The organism is Mycobacterium sp. ITM-2016-00317 (assembly GCF_002968295.1).
In the GTDB taxonomy this organism is placed as follows: Bacteria; Actinomycetota; Actinomycetes; order Mycobacteriales; family Mycobacteriaceae; genus Mycobacterium.
In genome coordinates this window covers 5,817,660-5,837,167 of sequence record NZ_CP134399.1, presented here as the reverse complement: position 1 = coordinate 5,837,167, position 19,508 = coordinate 5,817,660, and the positions used below count along the sequence as shown (strand labels likewise).

The 19,508-nt window shown below is 69.5% G+C and carries 16 protein-coding genes; 8 read left to right on the top strand and 8 right to left on the bottom strand.

Annotated features, from left to right (window positions below):
• Positions 1 to 6: 6 nt before the first annotated feature.
• From C6A87_RS28010 to C6A87_RS28000, 3 genes are all read left to right on the top strand, one after another.
• Entirely contained in the window at positions 7 to 900 is an 894-nt protein-coding gene (locus tag C6A87_RS28010) for a LysR family transcriptional regulator (protein ID WP_311115212.1), read from the top strand.
• Positions 901 to 986: 86 nt separating this feature from the next.
• Positions 987 to 2,261, top strand: a complete 1,275-nt coding sequence (gene ribB, locus C6A87_RS28005; protein ID WP_311115211.1) for a 3,4-dihydroxy-2-butanone-4-phosphate synthase — start codon at positions 987 to 989, stop codon at positions 2,259 to 2,261.
• 48 nt (positions 2,262 to 2,309) lie between these two features.
• The gene (locus tag C6A87_RS28000; protein WP_311115210.1) at positions 2,310 to 3,263 is read left to right on the top strand and encodes a C-terminal binding protein; all 954 of its coding nucleotides are present in this window, start codon (positions 2,310 to 2,312) and stop codon (positions 3,261 to 3,263) included.
• 55 nt (positions 3,264 to 3,318) lie between these two features.
• Here C6A87_RS28000 and C6A87_RS27995 read toward each other — a convergent pair whose 3' ends face one another.
• The 3 genes from C6A87_RS27995 to C6A87_RS27985 form a co-directional block, all read right to left on the bottom strand.
• Positions 3,319 to 3,828, bottom strand: a complete 510-nt coding sequence (locus C6A87_RS27995; protein ID WP_311115209.1) for a flavin reductase family protein — start codon at positions 3,826 to 3,828, stop codon at positions 3,319 to 3,321.
• 68 nt (positions 3,829 to 3,896) lie between these two features.
• Positions 3,897 to 5,363, bottom strand: coding sequence for a PucR family transcriptional regulator (locus C6A87_RS27990; RefSeq protein WP_311115208.1), 1,467 nt, complete (start codon positions 5,361 to 5,363; stop codon positions 3,897 to 3,899).
• Positions 5,364 to 5,373: 10 nt separating this feature from the next.
• Positions 5,374 to 7,173 (bottom strand): helix-turn-helix domain-containing protein, encoded by a 1,800-nt coding sequence (locus C6A87_RS27985; protein ID WP_311115207.1) that lies wholly within the window; start codon positions 7,171 to 7,173, stop codon positions 5,374 to 5,376.
• A 409-nt stretch (positions 7,174 to 7,582) separates the two neighbouring features.
• Here C6A87_RS27985 and C6A87_RS27980 point away from each other — a divergent pair, with 409 nt between their 5' ends.
• The 4 genes from C6A87_RS27980 (at position 7,583) to C6A87_RS27965 (ending at position 13,173) form a co-directional block, all read left to right on the top strand.
• Positions 7,583 to 8,647 (top strand): Ldh family oxidoreductase, encoded by a 1,065-nt coding sequence (locus C6A87_RS27980; protein ID WP_311115206.1) that lies wholly within the window; start codon positions 7,583 to 7,585, stop codon positions 8,645 to 8,647.
• Between the two features lie 207 nt (positions 8,648 to 8,854).
• Positions 8,855 to 10,387: an aldehyde dehydrogenase family protein gene (locus tag C6A87_RS27975; protein WP_311115205.1), complete on the top strand. Its 1,533-nt coding sequence runs from the start codon at positions 8,855 to 8,857 to the stop codon at positions 10,385 to 10,387.
• Between the two features lie 27 nt (positions 10,388 to 10,414).
• Positions 10,415 to 12,247: a helix-turn-helix domain-containing protein gene (locus C6A87_RS27970; RefSeq protein WP_311115204.1), complete on the top strand. Its 1,833-nt coding sequence runs from the start codon at positions 10,415 to 10,417 to the stop codon at positions 12,245 to 12,247.
• Positions 12,244 to 13,173: a DMT family transporter gene (locus C6A87_RS27965; RefSeq protein ID WP_311115203.1), complete on the top strand. Its 930-nt coding sequence runs from the start codon at positions 12,244 to 12,246 to the stop codon at positions 13,171 to 13,173. The genes C6A87_RS27970 and C6A87_RS27965 overlap by 4 nt, the downstream gene beginning before the upstream one ends.
• On the opposite strand, the gene C6A87_RS27960 is transcribed toward C6A87_RS27965, so the two are convergent.
• From C6A87_RS27960 to C6A87_RS27940, 5 genes are all read right to left on the bottom strand, one after another.
• Positions 13,156 to 13,764 carry a transglutaminase family protein gene (locus C6A87_RS27960; protein ID WP_311115202.1) on the bottom strand — a complete coding sequence of 203 codons (609 nt, stop codon included), beginning with the start codon at positions 13,762 to 13,764 and terminating at the stop codon, positions 13,156 to 13,158. The two genes, C6A87_RS27965 and C6A87_RS27960, sit on opposite strands and share 18 nt — an antisense overlap.
• Positions 13,765 to 13,792: 28 nt before the next feature.
• Entirely contained in the window at positions 13,793 to 13,918 is a 126-nt protein-coding gene (locus C6A87_RS27955) for a hypothetical protein (RefSeq protein ID WP_311115201.1), read from the bottom strand.
• Positions 13,919 to 14,213: 295 nt separating this feature from the next.
• Positions 14,214 to 15,572 carry an MFS transporter gene (locus C6A87_RS27950; protein ID WP_311115200.1) on the bottom strand — a complete coding sequence of 453 codons (1,359 nt, stop codon included), beginning with the start codon at positions 15,570 to 15,572 and terminating at the stop codon, positions 14,214 to 14,216.
• 47 nt (positions 15,573 to 15,619) lie between these two features.
• Entirely contained in the window at positions 15,620 to 17,209 is a 1,590-nt protein-coding gene (locus C6A87_RS27945; protein ID WP_311115199.1) for a threonine/serine exporter family protein, read from the bottom strand.
• Positions 17,210 to 17,250: 41 nt separating this feature from the next.
• Positions 17,251 to 18,348 (bottom strand): glycosyltransferase family 4 protein, encoded by a 1,098-nt coding sequence (locus C6A87_RS27940; RefSeq protein ID WP_311115198.1) that lies wholly within the window; start codon positions 18,346 to 18,348, stop codon positions 17,251 to 17,253.
• Between the two features lie 98 nt (positions 18,349 to 18,446).
• Between C6A87_RS27940 and C6A87_RS27935 the strand changes: the two genes are divergently transcribed.
• Entirely contained in the window at positions 18,447 to 19,439 is a 993-nt protein-coding gene (locus C6A87_RS27935; RefSeq protein ID WP_311115197.1) for a glycoside hydrolase family 6 protein, read from the top strand.
• Positions 19,440 to 19,508 lie beyond the last annotated feature (69 nt).

Below are 19,508 nucleotides of genomic sequence, written 5' to 3'. Positions count from 1 at the left end.
GTCACCGTGCAGCTGCGGCATGTCGAGACCTTCCTCGCGATCCTCGACGCCGGCACGCTGACCGCTGCGTCGGCCAGGCTCTACAAGACCCAGGCCGCGGTGTCCCAGGACCTCAAAGCCCTGGAGTCCGGGCTGGGCCTCGAGCTGATCGACCGCAGCGGTCAGCGTGTGACCCTGACCGAGGCAGGCCGCGCGTTCGCCCCGATGGCGCGCAGGCTGCTGGCCGAGGTCGCCGCCACCGAGTCCGAGATGGCCAGGATCCGGGCCGGTGAGCGGCCCGTGGTGCGGATCGGCTGCCTGCCGTCTCTCGGTTCGCGTATGTGCGCGCTGGTCAGCGCATACGCCGCGAGCCGTCCGGGAACCCGCTGGTCGGTGATCACCGCACTGCGTGGGGCACTCGTGGAGGGTGTCCGGCGGGCTCAATACGACGTGGTGGTGTGCGAAGCGCAGGCCGAGGACGAGATCACGAACGTCCCCCTGACCCGCGAGGAGCTCCGCGTGGTACTGCCTGCCACGCATCCGCTCGCCGGAGCCGGTGTGGTGGGGCCCGACGACCTGGTCGGCCTCCCCTACATCGGGCTGGCCCGCGGTATGGGTGCCACCGTCGAAGCGCAACGCTTCTTCGCCTCGGGAGGCAACCAGCCGGCCCCACTCGTCGAGGTCAGCGATACCCGCCTGGTCCTGGAACTTGTCGGGCGGCTAGGTGGTTTCGGCGTCGTTCCGGTGTCCGCTCTCGACGAGTCACCGCGGTCGGTAGACCACGCGATCGCGGCGGCCGCGACCGATCCGCCGATGGTCCGGCAACTGTCGCTGACACACCTGGCCGGGCGCACCCTGCCTGCGATCGTGCACGACTTCGCCGACCACGTCGTGCGGGACTGGCACCGCTCGGCGCGCTGAGTGTGTGTGAAAACGGGACAGTCGGGGCCGACGTGCCGGTGGCACCGTGGCCGGGAATGCAGTCGGCCGCACGTCGAGGAGGACTTATGGACAACGCACCTGCAGCGGTGAGACAGGCTCTCGCCGATCTGCGTGCGGGCCGGTTGATCGTCGTCACCGACGACCACGACCGCGAGAACGAGGCGGACCTGATCCTGGCTGCCGAGTACGCGACGCCCGAAACGCTCGGCTTCATGATCCGGCATACCAGCGGCATCATCTGCGTCGGCATGGCGGGCGCACTGGTCGACCGGCTCGGGCTGGAACCCATGGTCACCCGCAACACCGACCCGAAGTCGACCGCCTTCACGGTCAGCGTCGACGCCGCCGCGGGCGTCGGCACCGGGATCTCCGCGGGTGACCGCGCCGTGACGATCCGCGCTCTCGTGGACCCCGCCAGCACGGAGCGGTCATTCACCAAGCCCGGCCACATCTTTCCGCTGAGGGCGCGCGACGGCGGAGTGCTCGTGCGCCGCGGGCACACCGAGGCGTCGGTCGATCTGTGTCGCCTCGCGGGTCTTCAGCCGGCCGGTGTGCTCTCCGAGATCGTCGATGACGACGGAATGCCGATCGTCGGGGAAGCCATCGAGCGGTTCGCCCGGAACCACGGTCTGTCGATGGTCACCATCGACGAGCTGGCGGGCTACCTGGATGCGGCCACCCATGACAACGTGCACCAATTGAAGCCGCAACGTCCGGCCCCGATGCCATTCGAAACCCGAATGCCCACTCCACACGGCGTTTTCGACATCGCCGTGGTGCCGGACCGCCGGACAGGCGCCGAGCACATCGTGATGGTGCTCGGCGAGGTGTCCCACCAGGTCGACGTTCCTGTGCGGATCCACAGCGAATGCGCCACCGGCGATCTGTTCGGATCGCTGCGCTGCGACTGCGGTGAACAACTCCAGGAAGCCATGCGCCGGATCGGAGAGAGCGGACACGGTGTGCTGATCTACATGCGCGGCCACGAAGGCCGCGGCATCGGGTTACCGGCGAAACTGTCCGCATATCACCTGCAGGACAAGGGCTTGGACACCGTCGACGCGAACCTGGTCCTCGGGCTACCCGTCGACGACCGCGACTACGCCGCCGCCGCCGATATCCTCTCGAGTCTCGAAGTGTCCTCGGTTCGGCTGCTGAGCAACAATCCCGCCAAGCGTGACGGACTGATCGAGCGCGGGGTGGCCGTCAGCGGCATGGAACCGCTGTGCGTCGAAGTAGCCCCGGAAGCCGTCGCCTATCTGCGATCCAAGCGGGACCGCCTGGGGCATCAACTGTTCGGATACTCGGGGCTGCTTGATGACGGCGCCCGAGCCCGTTGACCCGACTGACCACATCATCGAAACCGACACCGAGAAAGAACAGCACCAGTGACACACTCTGAGAGCGCCGGCGTGATCCTCATCGCGCCGCACCACTTCCCCCACCTCGAGCGTGAAGAGGCGCTCGCCGACGAGACCGGCCGACGCTTGGTCGTCGCGGCGAACGAGGACGACTTCCACAGCGCTGTCGGCGATGCCGAGATCGTGATGATGACGCCGTACGCGAAACTGGGTGCCGAGGACTTCACGAAGATGACCGCGTGCCGGGCAGTGGTCCGGTACGGCATGGGTTACGACAACATCGATGTGGACGCCGCCTCCGCCGCCGGTGTGCCGGTGTCGATCGTGCCGGACGCGTCCACCGAAGAGGTCGCCGCGCACGCGCTGGCGATGGGCCTGGCCCTGGTTCGACGGCTTCCGCACGGGCACAATGCCATCCATGAAGGAGGCTGGGCCGGATCGCTGGGGACCGATACGCCGAAGTTCTCCGAGATGGAGGTCGGCATCGTCGGGATGGGGCGGATCGGCCGACTCACCGCCGGTCTGTACAAAGCAGTGGGCGCCACTGTCCACGCCTACGACCCGGTCGCCCAGTTCGCCGAGGTCCGGTCGGCATCCCTGACCGATGTGCTGGAGAAGTCGGATGTCGTCTCCCTGCACCTCCCACTCAACGCCGACACCCGCAACCTCGTCGACGCGGATGTGATCGCACGGATGCGACAGGGTGCTGTGCTGGTCAACGTGTCCCGCGGCGGGCTGGTCGACGAGGCGGCGCTGGCGGAGGCGTTACGCGGCGGGCACCTCTCCGGGGCCGCGCTCGACGTGTTCAGCACCGAGCCGCTGCCGGCCGACAATCCGCTGCGGGGCGCGCCGCGGCTCATCCTGACCCCGCACATCGCCTGGCGTTCGAACCAGTCGCTCGGCGCGCTGCAATCCGGCGCGGTGAACCGGGTGCGCGCGGCGCTGGCCGGCAATCCGCTCCCGGACGTCGTCACCCGCTAGCTCCGGCCCGAATGTCCACGGCACCTGTCGGCGCCGTGGACATTCGGCGTCTGCGCTAGTGCTCCGCAGGCCAGGCGGGGTACCTGCTCTGGTAGTAGAGCAGGGGATCGGTGTCGGTGACCAGGCCGCCGTCCGACACCCGGCCGATGAGGACGATGTGATCGCCGGCCTCGACCTCGGCCTCGGTGGTGCAGACCGCGTGGGCGATGGTGTGTTCGGTCAGTACCGGTAGCCCGTCGAGCACGTCGTGGGAGACGCCGTCGAATTTGTTGGATCCCTTGCGTGCGAACGTGTTCGAGATGTCTCGCGCGGTGCTGTTGAGGAAGTTCACCACGAAGCGGCGGGCGCTGCGCAACACAGGGAGCGTCTCGCTGGTCAGGGCCACACACACCAACAGCATCGGCGGGTCGAGCGAGACACTGGTGACGGCGTTCGAGGTGAAACCCCGGTAGGCGCCGTCGGCGTCGGTGGTGGTGATCACGGTGACCCCGGTCGGGAAAGCCGCCATGATGGAACGGAACGTGGCGGCATCGACATCGGGCCGCGTGAGGGGTGCTTCGGTCATGGGTCGAAGCTATGCGCCTAGCCGACCCTCAACCGTTTCACATTGGCACAGCGGCTTTTCGGGTCGGATCACGTCGGAACCCCGCGCGCCCGCAGGGCCCACCAGAACTCGGCGACGTCCTGAGTCGCCGACAGGCTGCGCGACGTCAGCTCCTCGATCTTGGCCAGCCGGTACCGCAACGTGTGCGGATGGATCACCAGCTCCTCGGCTGCCTTGGCCACCGAACGTTCCCGGCGCAGGTAGGTCTCCAGGGTGCGCACCAGTTCGGAGCCTTTGGCTTCGTCGTGGCGTAGCAGCGGTCCGAGAACCTGCTCGATCACGGCGCCCATGGTTTCGGCGCCCATGCTGAACCACGGTGTGAACTGCCGCGCCCCTTGGTATTCCACCAAACTGTCCGTGGCATCAGAAATGTTCTGCATTGCCCACACCGCTTGCTGGCGATACCTCTTGAGGTCCGCGCCGAACCGGAAGGAATCGCTTGCCCCGGCCACGACGTCGAGCGCGGCGAGCAGACCGGCGGCTTCGGTGAGCGGGGTGTCGCAGAGGATCAGGATGTAGTCGGCGCCCGCGGAGATCAGGGCTGGGGACCCGGTGCCGAACCACTTGTTGTGCAGCAGGGTGCTGTCCAACATGCCGGCGCCACGGGAGCGCACGGCGTACAACCGCACGGGGGCGTCGAGATCGAAGCCGCGGCCGCGCAGATAATCCAGTGTGCCTGCGCGAGGTCGATCACCGCTGAGCAGACCGTTGAGCAGCTCGCTGCCGCGCCGGAGGTCTTCCTCCTGGCGGCGGTAGTGGTCGGACAGATGGACCGCTGCAACCGTCGCCACCTGCCGGGCCACCACGACGCCGGTGGCGCCGTCGTCGCTGCGGTGCTGCAGCACCACAAAGGAATCCTCCGGCCCGCTGATCGGCACGACCGCGCCGAATCCGTCGGTGATGATCGGATAACGGCGCAGACCGGGGATCTCGTTCCTGATCCCGGCGGGCGCCGGGCGCATGCCCGGCAGGGCAGGACGGCCGGCCTTGTCGACGACGTAGATGTCGAAGCCAGTGACCGATTCGAGACGGTCGAACACGCTCCGGGTGTCCACGTCGGCTTCGGACCACCAGCGCAGCGACTCCAGAATGCGGATCTGCAGCGCGAGCCGGCTCTGGCTCAGGTCGAGATTGCCCGCGGCGACGATGCGGCTGATCCGGGCGAACGGAACCTGCACCCCGACCCGCACGATGGGCAGTGCGAGGTCGTCGCCGGCCTTCAGCAGATCATCGCTCAGCGGGGGAGCACGATGCCCGATCCCCAGACAGGAGGCCTTCACCTTGGCGAGCGCTTCCAGGTATGCCACCTGGGCCTCGGGCTCGGTGGGGATGCCGAGCCCGACCGTCAGCAGCAGCTCCCCGCCCTCCAGCCATTGTGCGGCGTCGGGAATCTCGGCGACGTGGGTCCAGGTGACCGCGCGGGACAGACCGTCGCGCCCGCTGAGCACGTCCAGTTCCAGCGACGCATCGGAGACCAGGTCGGCGACACGCAGCATGCCGACCACCTCAGGGCTCCAGCAGGAAACCGCGGCGAGTGTAGGTCTCGATCTTGCGGTAGAGGGTCGAGCGCCCGATCTGGAGCAGTTCGGCGGCGCGCAGCCGGTTGCCCTTCGCCTCGGCCAGCGCCTCCCGGATCTGGTGCAGCTCAGCCTCTTCCAGGCGAGACAACTTGCTGCGGGCGATGGTCCGTTGATGGGCGTCGCTGAGGCTCTGGGTGCCGAGTTCGGCGAACGTGCACCGCGCCGCGGCGGTGTCCACCCAGTCCTTCAACTGGGTGACGTTGCCCGACCAGTCTGCTTCGGTCAGCGCACGTAGCAGCGGCGGAGCCACGCGCTGAACACCGTGCACGCCGTCTTTGAGGAACTTGGCCACCAGCAGCGGGATGTCATCGCGCCGGTTGCGCAGTGCGGGCATCTCGATCTCGACCCCGCCCAGTGCGGTCGTCAGTTCCAAGGTCTCGTCGTTGAGTTGTGTCGTGGTGAGGACCGCCGGCGGACAATCGAGTTCGGCGAACACGGCGACCAGCTCGGCGCGGGCGCCCGCGGTCAGGGACTCGACGTGGGTGACCGCCACGGCCTTGCCGAGGCGTAGCGCGGACCGGACGTCCTGCGCGACATCGGCACCTGATGCCACGCAGTCGACGGTGGCGAACTCGTCGGCGAGCTGCGCCGCCACCGCTCGGCCCAGTGTCGCCTTGCCGGTGCCGCGTTCGCCCATGATGTACGCCGGCATACGTCGCCGCACCGCGGTGGTCGCCACCTCCAGCGCCCGCCGTAACGCGAGGCTCTCCCCGGTGAGGGCGTCGAACCGGTCGGTTCGGCCGCGCGTCGCGGGCACCCGCGAGGTGCGGGCCCGGCCTTGTTTGGGCTGCCGGAGCCGGATGATGCTGCCGATCGTCTCACCCCCGGCGGTGATCGGGCGGGTCTGCACGTGCAGCAACGCACCCGCCCCGACGGTGACCTCCCGGTCGAGCGTCTGTGCCGCGCGCTCCGACTCCCGCGCGTACCCCGCCAACACGGCATAGTCGCTGTCGGTCAGCAGGTTCAGCGCACCCTTGCTGGCGATCGTGGTGCGCTCGTCCATCACCACCACCGAGTCTGCGCCGCGCTTGCGGACCTCGGCCAGATAGGACGCCAACAGTGCCTGCTCGCGGACCGCGAGCCGGGAACTCAGCACCTGGGTGATCTCGCTCGCCGCACCCTGTGCGACCGCCGCGATCGACCGGGGATCGAGTTCGGCGCCGATGGCGTCGGGCAGCGAGATGCTCAGAACCGCGCGGATCGAGCGGCGCAGCGGATCCATGATCGGAACAGACGTGCAGCATGAGCTCTGCAGTGCCACGCAGAAGTGCTCGGCCCCCCATACGTGGACGGCGCGGCCCTCCTCGACCGCGGTGCCGTCGCTGTTGGTCCCGGCGATGTCCTCGGCCATGGCGCCGCCGCGGGTGGCGACCTGCCGGTCGACCTGGCGGTGGATCTCGGGGTCCCCGCGGAACACCGCGATGGTGCCGTTCTGATCGGCCAGGTAGATGCTGGCGCCGGTGTCCGCCGCCATCGTCTCCAGATACCCGAGCACGGGCTCGGCGCCGGCGATCAACTGGTCGTCGACCTGCGGTTCGCGGATCTGCTCGAAGACCCTCATGTCGGGACTGACGTCGCACCGAAGGCTGCGCATCCACGAGCGGGCGATCACCGGCCGCAGCGCCGACAGGTCGGTGTGGTCAGGATCCGCCACGAACTGTTCCTGCAGCGCCCGCAGCTCTCGCTGCGACAACGGGGCGCGGACGTCAGGTCGCGGGTGATTCATGGGGGGCGGCTCTCAGTGCGATACGAACTCAGGCTATGCCGTGCCGGCGCCAACGCGCCGCTCCGGCGGGGAGGCGAGGTCGAGAACGCATGGGTGGATCCTTCGGGTAAATCGTGGTCCGGGCGCTGACACGCCGTGAACCTGCGGTCACCATACGTTAATTAGCCCTGCGAGGCATATCGGTCTGCGATGGGCTCGACGTTCCCGCATCGGTCCGGGAATGGCCGTCTATGTCGCCTTACGCCGAAGCCATTCGGTGGCGGCGTATTCGGCAGATTCATGGATCCGCGGCCGGGCTGGAGCGCCCCGGTGCGGAGAGCAGCGCATCCCTGTACCGAACTGGCACAGTGCCGGCGATGAGATGTCGCCAAGCTGAGAACCCGTCGACCCACACGTACAGGAGATCACCTTGACCGGCCCCATCACCTTGACCGTCCCCGAGGGCACGGCGCTGGCAACCGACGTGCTCGCCGCCATCGGGACGCCCCGCGACATCGCTCACGACGTCGCCACCCACCTCGTCGAGGCCGACTGCGTCGGGCACAGTTCGCACGGGCTCAGCCGGTTGCCGTTCTATGTCGACTACTTCGACCGGGGGATCGTGACGCCGTCGGCGCGCCCCGAAGTCCTTGACAGCCCGACACCGCTGGTGAGCGCGAACTGGGGGTTCTCTCATCCGGCCGCGTATCTCACCACCGACCTGGCCTGCGAAAGCGCCCAGCGGAACCGGATCGGTATCGCGGGCCTCGTGCACAGCACACACCTCGGCCGACTCGGCGCCTACATGGAGCGAGCGTGTGCATCCGGCTGTGTCGCACTCGGCTTCGTCGGCGGCATGGGCGGCGACCGCCTCGTCGCGCCGTTCGGCGGCCGGTCGGGCCTGTTCGGCACCAACCCGATCGCGGCCGGCTTCCCGACCCGCTCGGGCGCGCCGATCGTCGTCGACTTCTCCACCGCGTCCGCGCCCATCGGCAAGGTGCTGGTGGCCGCGCTCGCGGGCGAGCGCATGCCCACCCAGAGCCTGGTGGACCAGGACGGGGTGCCCACCGACGACCCGCACGCGCTCGACAACGGTGGCGCGATGCGCACGTTCGGCGACCACAAGGGCTTCGGACTTGCCGTGCTGATCGAGCTGCTCGGCAAGGTCGTGCTCGGATCGCAGCAGCTCAGCGACGGCAAGGGCGGCAAGATCTTCGCCGACCAGGGGCTGGTCGTCATCGCGATCGCCGCCGACGCCTTCCGCGAACTCGACGGCGTCCTCGACGACGCCGAAGCGCTGCGCGACCAGATCCACGCGGTCCCACCAGCCGCCGGCTTCGACACGGTGCTCGCTCCGGGCGACCCCGAGCAACAGAAGCGGCGCCAGAACGCCGAGACCTTCGACATCACCGCGGGCGCGTGGGCCAAGATCACCGAGGTGGCAGCGCGCGTGGGGCTGGCCCCTGAGGCGGTCCCACAGCCGCGGCGCGGCTGACCGAGCCACATTCCCGAAGTGAGACAGTTCCGGCCGGTGCCGGATTGATTGGCTTGTCCGTGCGTCACACCACACGGACGTGCGCCCGTGGGCCCTCGACGCTGCGACGACACCCTCGGCACCCCAGGGGGCCGAGGACGTGGACCGCCGCGCGAGGAGCCCGCGGGCGTTGCCGGGCCATGGGCCATCGATGACAGGAGCTCGGAAATGACCGACACCGTGAGCAAGGGAACCTTCGCGGCCGCGCTGGACGAACGCCGCAACTCCGACCCGGTGATCGTCCCGCATGTGATCGCGGGCAAGCACTACCTCGACGGGCCCCTGATCGAGCGGGAGGACCCCACCGACCCGACGCGCGTCGTCACCGGTTGCCATGACGCGCCGGCCGAGCTCGTCCAGCTCGCCGTCGACACCAGCCGCGCGGCCCAGCGCGAGTGGGAGACCGTCCCGCTGGCCGAGCGCGCCGCCCGCGTGCGGCGCGGCATCGACTACATCATCGCTAACACCGAGGACTGGGCGCTGCGCATCGCGCTGGAGATCGGCAAGGCGGAGGGCCCCGCGCGCGCAGAGGCGGCAGAGACACTCGAATTCGCGCGGCATTACCCCGATTTCGCGGATGCCCCGGGCGCCTGGTCGGAGGATCAGCTGACGGCCACAGACCTGGCCGTCGAGTCGGTGCTGCGTCCCTACGGTGTCTTCGCCGCGATCACGCCGTTCAACTACCCGATCGCGCTGTCGGCGGGACCCGGGATCGCGGCCGTGCTGGCAGGCAACGGCGTGGTCATCAAGACCTCACATCAGGCGCCGTGGTCGGGTCAGGCTGCCTACGAGCTGTTCGAGGCGATGGACCTGCCGACCGGCCTGGTCAACGTCGTCCACGGCGCCGACGAGCCCGGCAAGGCGCTGGTCGCCTCCGATGTCGACGGCATCTCGTTCGTGGGCTCCGCAGAGGCCGGTGCCTCCATCATCCGTCAGGTGGCCGCCGGGCCGTACATGCGGCCGGTCATCGCCGAAATGGGCGGCAAGAATCCCGTCATCGTCACCGACACCGCCGACCTGGAGGCCGCCGCGGACGGCATCGTGTTCTCCGCGTTCGACCTGGCCGGTCAGAAGTGCAGCGCCCTGTCCCGGGTGCTCGTCACGCCCGGCGCCCACGACCGCCTGGTCGCCCTCGTCGCCGAACGCGCCAAGGACGTGCACATGGGCGACCCGGCCGACCCGAATTCCTATGCGGGCCCGCTGATCAGCGCCGAGGCCGTGCAGCGCTACGACCGGGTGGTCGCCGCCGCGCGGGAGGCAGGCCTCGACGTCGTCGGCGGACAGCGCGCCGACGACGGCAGCTACGTCGTCGACCCCGTGGTGATCTCCGGTCTTGCAGAGGACCACGACCTCGCCAGGACCGAGCATTTCCTGCCGCTCGTGACGATCAGCAAGGTGGCCTCCTTCGAGGCCGCCCTGGATGCGGCCAACGCGGTCCCGCTCGGCCTGACCGCGGGCATCTACACCGGTGACAAGCAGGAGGCCCGCACCTTTCTGCGTCGTATCGAGGCCGGGTGCATCAACGTCAACATCCCCGGGCATGCCACGACCGGCTGGTGGCCGGGCAATCACACGTTCGGCGGTTGGAAGGGCAGCGGTTCGACCGGCAAGCAGGCCTACGGCAAGTGGTACGTCCAGCAGTTCGCCCGCGAACAGTCGCGCAAGGTCTCGCCCGAGCTGAAAGAACTACTCGCCGACTAGAGATCGGCGGCGGATACGGAGAGTCCGGTGCAGTCTGGTGCGTATCCGGGCGGAGAACCCGCCCGGATTCCGACCACGCCGTTGGCGAAGGCCCGTCTGGTCGAGCTGCGGGAGCGGTTCGTGTCAGATCCACACAACACCGACCTGTCCCAGCTGCGGCCGGTGATCGAGCGGTCCTGGCGACGCAGTCTGGCCTGCCGGATCAGCCCTGGCACAACGGTGTTCGATGCGGTCGCGGAACCGCATCTCGATGAACAGCTGCTGCGCAGCGCCGACCCGGTGCTGACGGAGCTGGAGCGGATGTGCCTGGACACCGGCGGCTCGATCGCGTTGGCGGACGCCTCGGGCACGATGGCGTTGACGCGCGGTGAACCGTCGGTGGTGCGATGGCTCGAACGTGTCTTCCCTCTGGTGGGCGCGCGGATGTCCGAGGACGTCACCGGCACCAACTCCGACGGCACAGCCCTGGAGGAGGGCCACGCCGTTCAGGTGTGGACGGCTGAGCACTTCACCGAGGCGCTTCAGGATTCGTGTTGCACCTCGGTGCCGATCAAAGATCCGTTGCGCGGTTCGGTACGCGGTGTGCTCAGCATGTCACTTCCCGAACACATCGCGCTGCAGTCGGATCCGCGCTCGATCATGCTCATCGTTCAGGGCGCCGCCGCCGAGATCACCCGACAGCTCGCGGAACGCCTCGCGGCGCGAGAACAGGCGCTGTTGACCGCGTACCTGTCGGAGGTGCGTAAACGTGGCACCGACGCCGTCGTCGCGATGGACGAGCGCACCATCATCGTCAGTCGCAGAGCGACGCAGTTGCTCGACGGGGGCGACTACAGCGTGCTGGCCGGGTATGCCCGCGAATCGGAGCGGCGCGGCTCTGCGGCCGAGCATGAGCTCGCCGTGGGTCCTGAGCGTGTGCTGCGTCTGGAGGTGCGACCTCTCGATGACAGCGGTAAGCCGATCGGCGCGGTGCTTCGACTCCACAACGTGAGTGCCCCGGCCCGAGGCACACGGCGTATCCGCGCGAACACACGTCGCGATGCCTTCGACGCACTCGTCGGCGATTCACTGTCCCTGCGCCGCGCGGTCGAGGCGGCGAGCACGGTGTGCGCCAAGGGAATGCCGGCCTACGTGATCGGTGAAGAAGGCACCGGGAAGCGGCTCCTGGCCGAGACCATGGCCACCCAGATGGCCGACCGGACCCTGTTCGTCGACTGTGGTGTCACACAGTCCCAGCACCAGATCGCCGATCTGGCACAAGCTTTGGTGGGAGGCGCCGCGGCCGTCCTGCACCACGTGGACCGCCTCGACGCGCAACGCCGCGCCGTGTTGGCGGACGTGTTGGACGCGGCGGAGGCACCTCGCGTGGTGCTCACCGCCCGGTCACTGACCGACGAGACGCTGCCCGTCATCGCCGCATTGTGCGGCATCGAGATCGCCATGCCGCCGTTGCGGGCCCGCCGAGAGGACATCACGGCACTGGTCGACCACTTCCTGGGCGCGGTGACGCCCGGTCCGCGCAAGGCCTCGGCTCGACTGCTCGAGGCGCTGGCCTCAGCGGACTTCCCAGGCAACGTCCGCCAGTTGCGAGACATCGTGGAGACCGCGGCCCGGCACAGCCCCTTCGGCGAGGTGAGCATGGACCACCTCACCACGGTGCACCGCCGAATGCTGGCGAGGAGCCCATTGTCCCGGCTGGAAGAGGCTGAGCTGCAACAGATCCGGGAGGCGCTGGCTGAAGCGGGCGGTAACCGGGTGCGGGCGGCCGCCATCCTGCAGATCGGACGGTCGACGTTGTACCGGCGGATGAACGACTTCACCAGACGTGGATTCGAGGTGGGATGTCACGACGAGGAGTGACGGCTGAGCTTTCCTCGGCACCCTCTCCCATCGTCGACGCTTCACCGGGACGGCCCTGGGCTGCCGCGTCGGCGTCGGTGCTGGCCTACGGCCTGATCCCGGTGGTGGCCGCGTTCGGCCTCGCCGGTGGTGCGAGTCCCGGTGTCCTGGTGGCACTTCGCGGTGTCTTCGCGGTGGCGGCGATCGCCGTGTTCTGCGCTATCACCGGACGGTTCCGCCGGATTCCCGTCGGCGCCTTCGCCGGTCTCGTCCTTCTGTGCGGACCGCTCTACGGGTTGCAGGTGCTGGCATTCTTCTCGGCCGTCCAGCAGGGCGGGGCCCAACTGGCCACCGTCGTCACCCACGTGTATCCGATTCTGGTCATCGTGCTGGTGTCGCTGCGCGACCGCTCCCCGGTGCCGTGGCCATCGAGCGTGCTGGCGGTGGTGGTCCTGAGTGGTCTGGCGATGATCACCATGACCGGCGGAAGCACCGCGCCGGTCGGCGCGGTGGGGTTGGCGTTCCTGAGCGCCACCGGATACGCCCTGTACCTGGTGGCCAGTGAGCGATGGGTCCATCAGGTCGGCACCGTGTTGTCGACCGTACTGGTCACCGCCGGTGCGACGGTGGCAGTCGGCGGTATCGCGCTGCTCAGGGGCGAGTGCTTCACGGTGACGACCGACGCATGGCAGGTGGCGCTCCTGCAGGGGCTGGTGCTGCTTCCTGTCGGCCTGTGCGGAGCCCTCTACGCCATTCGGGCGCTGGGCTCGGTGCCGATGAGCCTGCTCGGCATGCTCGAACCTGTCGTCGGAGTCGCGCTCGCCGCGGTACTTCTGCACGAGCGGTTGACCTTGATGCAGGGGATAGGCGCCGCTGTCATCCTCTGCGCCTGCGCGGCCTTACCCTGGGCCACGCAGCCGCGACCGCGGTCAGAGGGTAGGCGTTGACGAGCGCGCCAGGGCCGTCGGAAGCGCAGGGCGCTGTCCACGGGAGGCTCCCGTCAGTGCGGCAACGACTTCGGGGGCGGCCGTCACGAACACCTGTGGGTAGTCGTATTCACCGCTGCCCGCCCGCACCTGCCATGCCAACCGTTCCCCGGCGACGGAGAACTGCGCGTCGACACCCGGGCGGTTCCCCCGCGGATCCTGCCGATGCCACGCACCGTCCAGGAACACCGCCACCAGCCCGTGCAGCACGAACCGCCCGGATTCGGTGCGGAGCCGCTGATAACACAGTCCTGCCGGTATGCCCTGACCTCGCAGCACCGCAGCCAGCAGGTGGGACTTCGCGTAGCACAGCCCCGTGCCCTCGCGCAGAGTCTCCCCGGCGGTGAGCGTGGTTCGCCAGGATCCGGAATCGCCGGAGTGGGCAATCTCGTCGCGGACCCACTGGTAGGCGGTGCGCGCGAAGTCGATGTCGTCGGGAGTGGATTCGCGCAGGCGCGAACCGAGCTCTCGCACGCCGGGATCATCGGCGTCGATGATCTCGTCGGACGCTCGGTACCGCGCCGGGTCGGCGGCGCTCAGCACTGTCGACACCGCCAAAACTGCGGTTTTCCAGCTGGTTTCATCGAACCCGCGATGTCGCTTCGGGCTGCTGCGAGTTGTTGTGCATACGCGCGAAACGGATCAGCGAATGCACGAGGAGGCCGAGCGCTGCAAGCACGAGCATCGCCGTCGATTCGATGGACATCGCGTGGTCTCCCCTCCTGTACGCCGGGTGCTGGATGCAGAACCGACAGTAGAGAATTCGGGCCGTCGCAACTGTCTCGGTGCGGGACACCCGGTGTGGGGGCCGCCTCGTGACAGTTGCCCGGCCGCCTCTCTCGATAGCTCCGAACCGCGCCGCCGCCCCGTGCAAGGTCCGAAAGACGGACGGGACCGACGATGGGGCGTCGAGGGGCCGGTCATACCTCTCACCGGTGGCGCATGGGGGTGGGGCCGCGCCCGCGCCCGGCTACGGCCGGATCAACGAACGCCGGGGGTGTTCAACCGTCGCTTCGCGCGTTCTCCAGCGGCACCGGGTCGGGTGCCTCCGCGGTGCCGGGCGTGACCGTGCCGCCGATCGGGCAGCGCGCGGTCTCGGGCACCTTCAGCAGCGCCAACGCGCCGATCACGCACGCGCCCATCATGTAGTAGGCGGGGATCAGCAGGTCACCCGTGCTGCCGGTGAGCCAGTCGTTGATCGCGGGGGCGGTGCCGCCGAACAGCGACGTCGACACGTTGTAGGCGATCGCGAAGCCGGCGTAGCGCACCTGGGTGGGGAACATGGCCGGGAACATCGCCGAGATCGTCGCCAGCTGCGGCACGTACAGCAGGCCCAGAACCGCGAACCCGATCACCGCGCCCCACATGCTCGTGCCCATTAGCAGGAACATCGGCACGCCCGCGACGAACAGCCCGATCAGCGAGAACCACCACATCGGCTTGCGCCCGACCCGGTCGCTCAACAGCCCTGCGAACGGGACGAGCACCATCATCGACAGCATGCCGATGACCGGGACGATCAGCGAGTGGTCCGGCGACAACCCGATCCGGGTCTCCAGGTAGGTCGGCATGTAGGTCAGCAGCGCGTAGTTCACGACGTTGAGCGCCACCACCAGGCCGCCGAGCCGCAGGATGGGCCGCCAGTAGCGGCCGAGCAGGTCACGGAACTGGGTCGCGGTCGCGTCTTCGGTCTCGCCGGCGTGCTCCAGTTCGCGGAAGACCGGGGTGTCCTCGAGCCGCGAGCGCAGATAGAGACCGATCAGACCCAGCGGCGCCGCGACCAGGAACGGCAGCCGCCACCCCCACGCCTGCATCTGGTCGTCACTGAGAAGCAGCGAGCAGCCCAGCATCAGCAGCGCGCCGAACGAGAACCCGCCGAGGGTGCCGAACTCCAGGAAGCTGCCGAGAAACCCGCGGCGCCGGTTCGGCGCGTACTCGGCCATGAACGTCGCCGCGCCGCCGTACTCGCCGCCGGTGGAGAAACCCTGGATCATCCGGAGCAGCACCAGCAGGAACGGCGCCCACATCCCGATCATGTCGTAGGTCGGCAGCAGGCCCACACAGAACGTCGCGCCGGCCATCAGCACGATGGTGATCGCCAGCACCTGTTTGCGTCCGAGCCGGTCGCCCAGCGGTCCCCAGACGAACCCGCCGAGCGGTCGCACCAGGAACGACACCGCGAACGTCATCAGCGCCAGCAGCGTCGCGTTCGCGGCGTCGCCGGGGAAGATCGCCATCGAGATGTAGGTGACGCCGTAGGCATAGATCCCGTAGTCGAACCATTCGGTGGCGTTGCCGATCGCCGACGCGGCGATTGCCTTGCGCAGGACTCCCGGCGGCTGATCTTGAGGGGAGGGCATATCCACGCTATGTGCTCGTTGCGTAGAGAATTAAACCTTCGCCGCCGTCAGCGTGCCTCGGCTTCGCCGTTGTCCGTATCCAGGCTGTCGTCGCGCGCGGGGCCGGCCGGCTCGGTGGACGACGGTTCGAGTGCGACGCTCCAAGACCGCTGATGCGGGCTGCGGGGCGGCTGCTGATCGGCGGCCGGCCGCAGCGCGACCACCTTGCCGACGGCTCGGCGCAGACCCGGCGGCCCCTCGATCCGCAGCAGCTCGCTGATCCGGCCCGCGCGGTAGCGCAGCGGCGACCCGAGCAACTCGCCCAGCACCACGCCTGCCCCGATCGCCAGCGCGGTGGCCGCTGCGGCCAATGCCTGCGCCATGCCTGCGGAGAAGTCCTGGTCGACGGCGAAGTAGAAGACCGCCCGGAACACGGCCATGCCCGGCAGCATCGGCGTGATGCCCGCGGTCGCGGTGACCAGTGCGGGCGCCTGGCGGCGGATGGAGATCAGGGTGGCCAGCAGACCCACCCCGACCGCGGCGGCGCCGGTGGCCACCACCTGGCCGACGCCGGCGCGGCTCAGACCGATCAGCACCGCCTCGGCCAGTCCGGCGGCGACCGCTGCGGTGAGCACGGAGCGCATCCGCGAGTAGCTGGCGATCGTCAGGCAGGCGCCCGCCAGCGCCGCGCCCGACACCGCCAGCGCGATCTGCCCCGGCTGGGTCGGGGGCGCGAACAGCTCCGAGGAGTCGACCCGCAGCTCGATGTGGATGCCGGCCAGCGAGGCGACCTGCAGTCCGGCCAGGATCCCGACCACGATGCCGAGCGTCAGGAAGAGCACGTCGCCGAGCCGGGCCACCGCGGTGAGCATGTAGCCGGTCAGCGCGTCCTGCACCGAACCGACGAAGGTCATGCCGGCCAGCAGCATCACGATCCCGGTCGCGACCAGCGCAGTCAGCGCCTGCCCCACCAGCAGGTACGCCGCAACGGCGATCAGCGTCGCGATGAACGCCCCGGCGGCCTGCTGGAAGAACAGCGGAGTGCCCGCGCGATTGAGCCGCCGGCAGACCCGGTCGATCAGCGCCGACGTGACCGCCGCCAGGATCCAGGTGAGCCAGGTGCCGCCGAGCAGCATCGCGATGCCGAGTGCGAAGCCGGCCCACCCGGCGGTGGCGATCCAGCGCGGATACGGGTGCGGCCGTTCGGAGAGCTCGTCCATCGCGTCGTGTGCGTCGTCGACGGAGACGCCGCCGGAGGTGATCCGGCGGACCAGCTGGTCGAGTTCGGCGAGCCGGCTGTAGTCGGTCGATCGTGCCTGCACCGCCCGCACGATCGTCACCGGCGGGCTGTCCGCGGCCGGTAGCGCGGACACGAAGATGGTGGTGACGAACACGTCGACCACGCAGTCGGTCAGTTGATACGCCTGCGCGACGTCCTTGGCGGTCGCCACCACGTCGGCGGTGCCCGACCCGGACGACAACATCACCTCGGCCAGCCGGATCGTCAGGTCGAGCACCTTGCGGGTGTGCCGTTCGCTCAGCCCGCCGGAGATGCGCCGGCGCTGCCCGGCGCCTGACGCGGGCTCACGGCGCCCCCGCAGGGCGAAGTGCAGCGCGCGCCGGCGCCGAGCCATCCCGTCGGGCTGATCGGCAGACATCACCGGACACGATACTGAGCGGGTGCGGCAGGCCCCGGCCGTCAGGCCGGCCGATCGAGCTCCCGGCGACCGGCGCCGTCGATGACGTCCCGGTAGAGCGCGACGTATCTGGCGGCCATCACCGAGACGCTGTGCCTGGCCACGGCCGACTCGCGCACCGCCGAACGGCGCAGCGCGGCGGCCTCGGGAATCGCGGCGGCCATCGCGTCGGTGTCGCCGGGGCTGACCAGCCGTCCCGACTCCCGGTCCACCACCTCGGGGATGCCGCCGCGGGCGAACGCGACCACCGGGGTCCCGCACGAGCCGGCCTCGGCGACGACTTGGCCGAACGGTTCGTCCCAGGCCGGGGTGACCAGCGCGGCCGCCGCGCCGCCGACCAGCGACGCCAGCCGCCGCTGGTCGAGGTGACCGAGATAGGCCACCTGCCCACCCAGCCGGGGTGCGATCCGGCGCCGGAAGTAGTCCTCGTCGCCGACGGGTCCGGCCAGCGCGAGCGGATAACCCGACAGCGCCGCGGCCTCGATGGCCAGGTGCGGGCCCTTCTCGGGCACGATCCGCCCGGCCCACACCAGGTACGGGCCGCCGGGGCCCTGCGGCCACCGGGTCACGTCGACACCGTTGGGTACGACCGCCAATCGGTCGATGCCGACGCGGGCCCACGCGTTCGCGGTGTGGCGACTGACCGCGGCGAATGCGAGATCGGAGTCCTTCATCGCACCGATCGCGGCTTCCAGAAGCGGGATCGGCGGGGTGTGCAGTGTGGTCAGCATCGGGGTGCGCAGATGCCGAGCCCACCGGATCGGCACGTAATGCAGGCTGTGGTTGTGGATGACGTCGAAGCGCCGGTGGTGGACCTCGGTGAGCTCGGACATCACCGCGACGTACGCGTCATGCCGGGACTGCTTGACCGCACCGGGTAGCGGGAACGGCACCGCGGCCGCCGCGCTGACCGGCAACGCCCGGACCGTCAGCCCGGGATGGGTCAGTGCCAGATCCGTCCCGTCGGCGGCGAACAGCGTGACCCGGTGGCCCAGCCGGACCAGCGCGCGGGCCAGATGCCAGAGATGAGCCTCCATCCCGCCTGCGAAGGGTTCCCGAACAGGGAAGTGGTTGTGCGCGATCAGCGCAATTCGCAACACCCGTGCTCCTCGTCTCCCCCGCGGCCGGACACCGGGGGAGGAGTACCCACTGCGACGGAGACTGGCACTCGGTGCACAGCACCACTAAGTTTCCACGGGTGACGTTCTCCGTTGTTGGTGCAGTCGCCCGCCTCATCGCTCCCTGCGCCGCGGTAGCGGCCGTCGCCGGTCTCGGCCTGGTCGCCGGACCCGCGCCCGCCCCCGCCCCGGCGGTGCGGCTGGCCAGTGACGCCAACCCGCTCGCCGGGATGCCGTTCTACGTCAACCCCCACTCGAAGGGCATGCGGGCCGCGGCCGGTAATCCGGATCCGCTGCTGGCGGCCGTGGTCAACACCCCGACCGCGTACTGGATGGACCACATCTCCACTCCGGCCGTGGACGCGAAGTACATCCAGACCGCGCAGGCCGCGGGCACCATCCCGGTGCTAGCGCTCTACGGCATCCCCAACCGCGACTGCGGCAGCTATGCCGCGGGCGGGTTCGGCTCCGGCGGCTCCTACCGGGCGTGGATCGACGGCGTGGCCGCCGCGATCGGTCCCGGGCGCGCCGCGGTGATCCTCGAACCCGACGCGCTGGCCATGATCGACTGCTTGTCGCCCGGCCAGCAGCAGGAGCGGCTCGAGCTGATCGGCTATGCCGTCGACACGCTGAGCCGCAACCCGGGCACCGCGGTGTACGTCGACGCCGGACACCCGCGCTGGGTGGCCGCCGACGTGATGGCCAACCGGCTCAACCAGGTCGGCATCGCCAAGGCCCGCGGGTTCAGCCTCAACACCGCGAACTTCTTCACCACCGAGGAGTCGACGGGATACGGCGCCGCGATCTCGGGGATGACCGGCGGCAAGCCCTTCGTCATCGACACCTCGCGCAACGGGGCCGGGCCCGTCGAGGGCGACGATCTGTACTGGTGCAACCCGAGCGGGCGGGCGCTGGGGGCACGGCCCACCACGGACACCGGCAACCCGCAGGTCGACGCGTTCCTGTGGGTGAAGCGCCCGGGTGAATCCGACGGCGCGTGCCGCGGCTTCCCGAGTGCGGGCACCTTCATGAGCCAGAACGCCATCGACCTGGCCCGCAACGCCGGCTGGTAACCACCGTCCGCGTCCGTGCGCCGCGAGCGTGCACTCACCGTCGCTTTCACGCGATCCGGGCTACCGTGA

What these genes read in the sequence shown, in the direction of transcription:
- C6A87_RS27950 (WP_311115200.1), bottom strand. Translation starts at nt 15,572, where the DNA reads ATGCCCTCCCCTCAAGATCAGCCGCCGGGAGTCCTGCGCAAGGCAATC.
- C6A87_RS27990 (WP_311115208.1), bottom strand. Translation starts at nt 5,363, where the DNA reads ATGCTGCGTGTCGCCGACCTGGTCTCCGATGCGTCGCTGGAACTGGAC.
- C6A87_RS27975 (WP_311115205.1), top strand. Translation starts at nt 8,855, where the DNA reads ATGACCGACACCGTGAGCAAGGGAACCTTCGCGGCCGCGCTGGACGAA.
- C6A87_RS27945 (WP_311115199.1), bottom strand. Translation starts at nt 17,209, where the DNA reads ATGTCTGCCGATCAGCCCGACGGGATGGCTCGGCGCCGGCGCGCGCTG.
- C6A87_RS27985 (WP_311115207.1), bottom strand. Translation starts at nt 7,173, where the DNA reads ATGAATCACCCGCGACCTGACGTCCGCGCCCCGTTGTCGCAGCGAGAG.
- ribB (WP_311115211.1), top strand. Translation starts at nt 987, where the DNA reads ATGGACAACGCACCTGCAGCGGTGAGACAGGCTCTCGCCGATCTGCGT.
- C6A87_RS27995 (WP_311115209.1), bottom strand. Translation starts at nt 3,828, where the DNA reads ATGACCGAAGCACCCCTCACGCGGCCCGATGTCGATGCCGCCACGTTC.
- C6A87_RS27955 (WP_311115201.1), bottom strand. Translation starts at nt 13,918, where the DNA reads ATGTCCATCGAATCGACGGCGATGCTCGTGCTTGCAGCGCTCGGCCTC.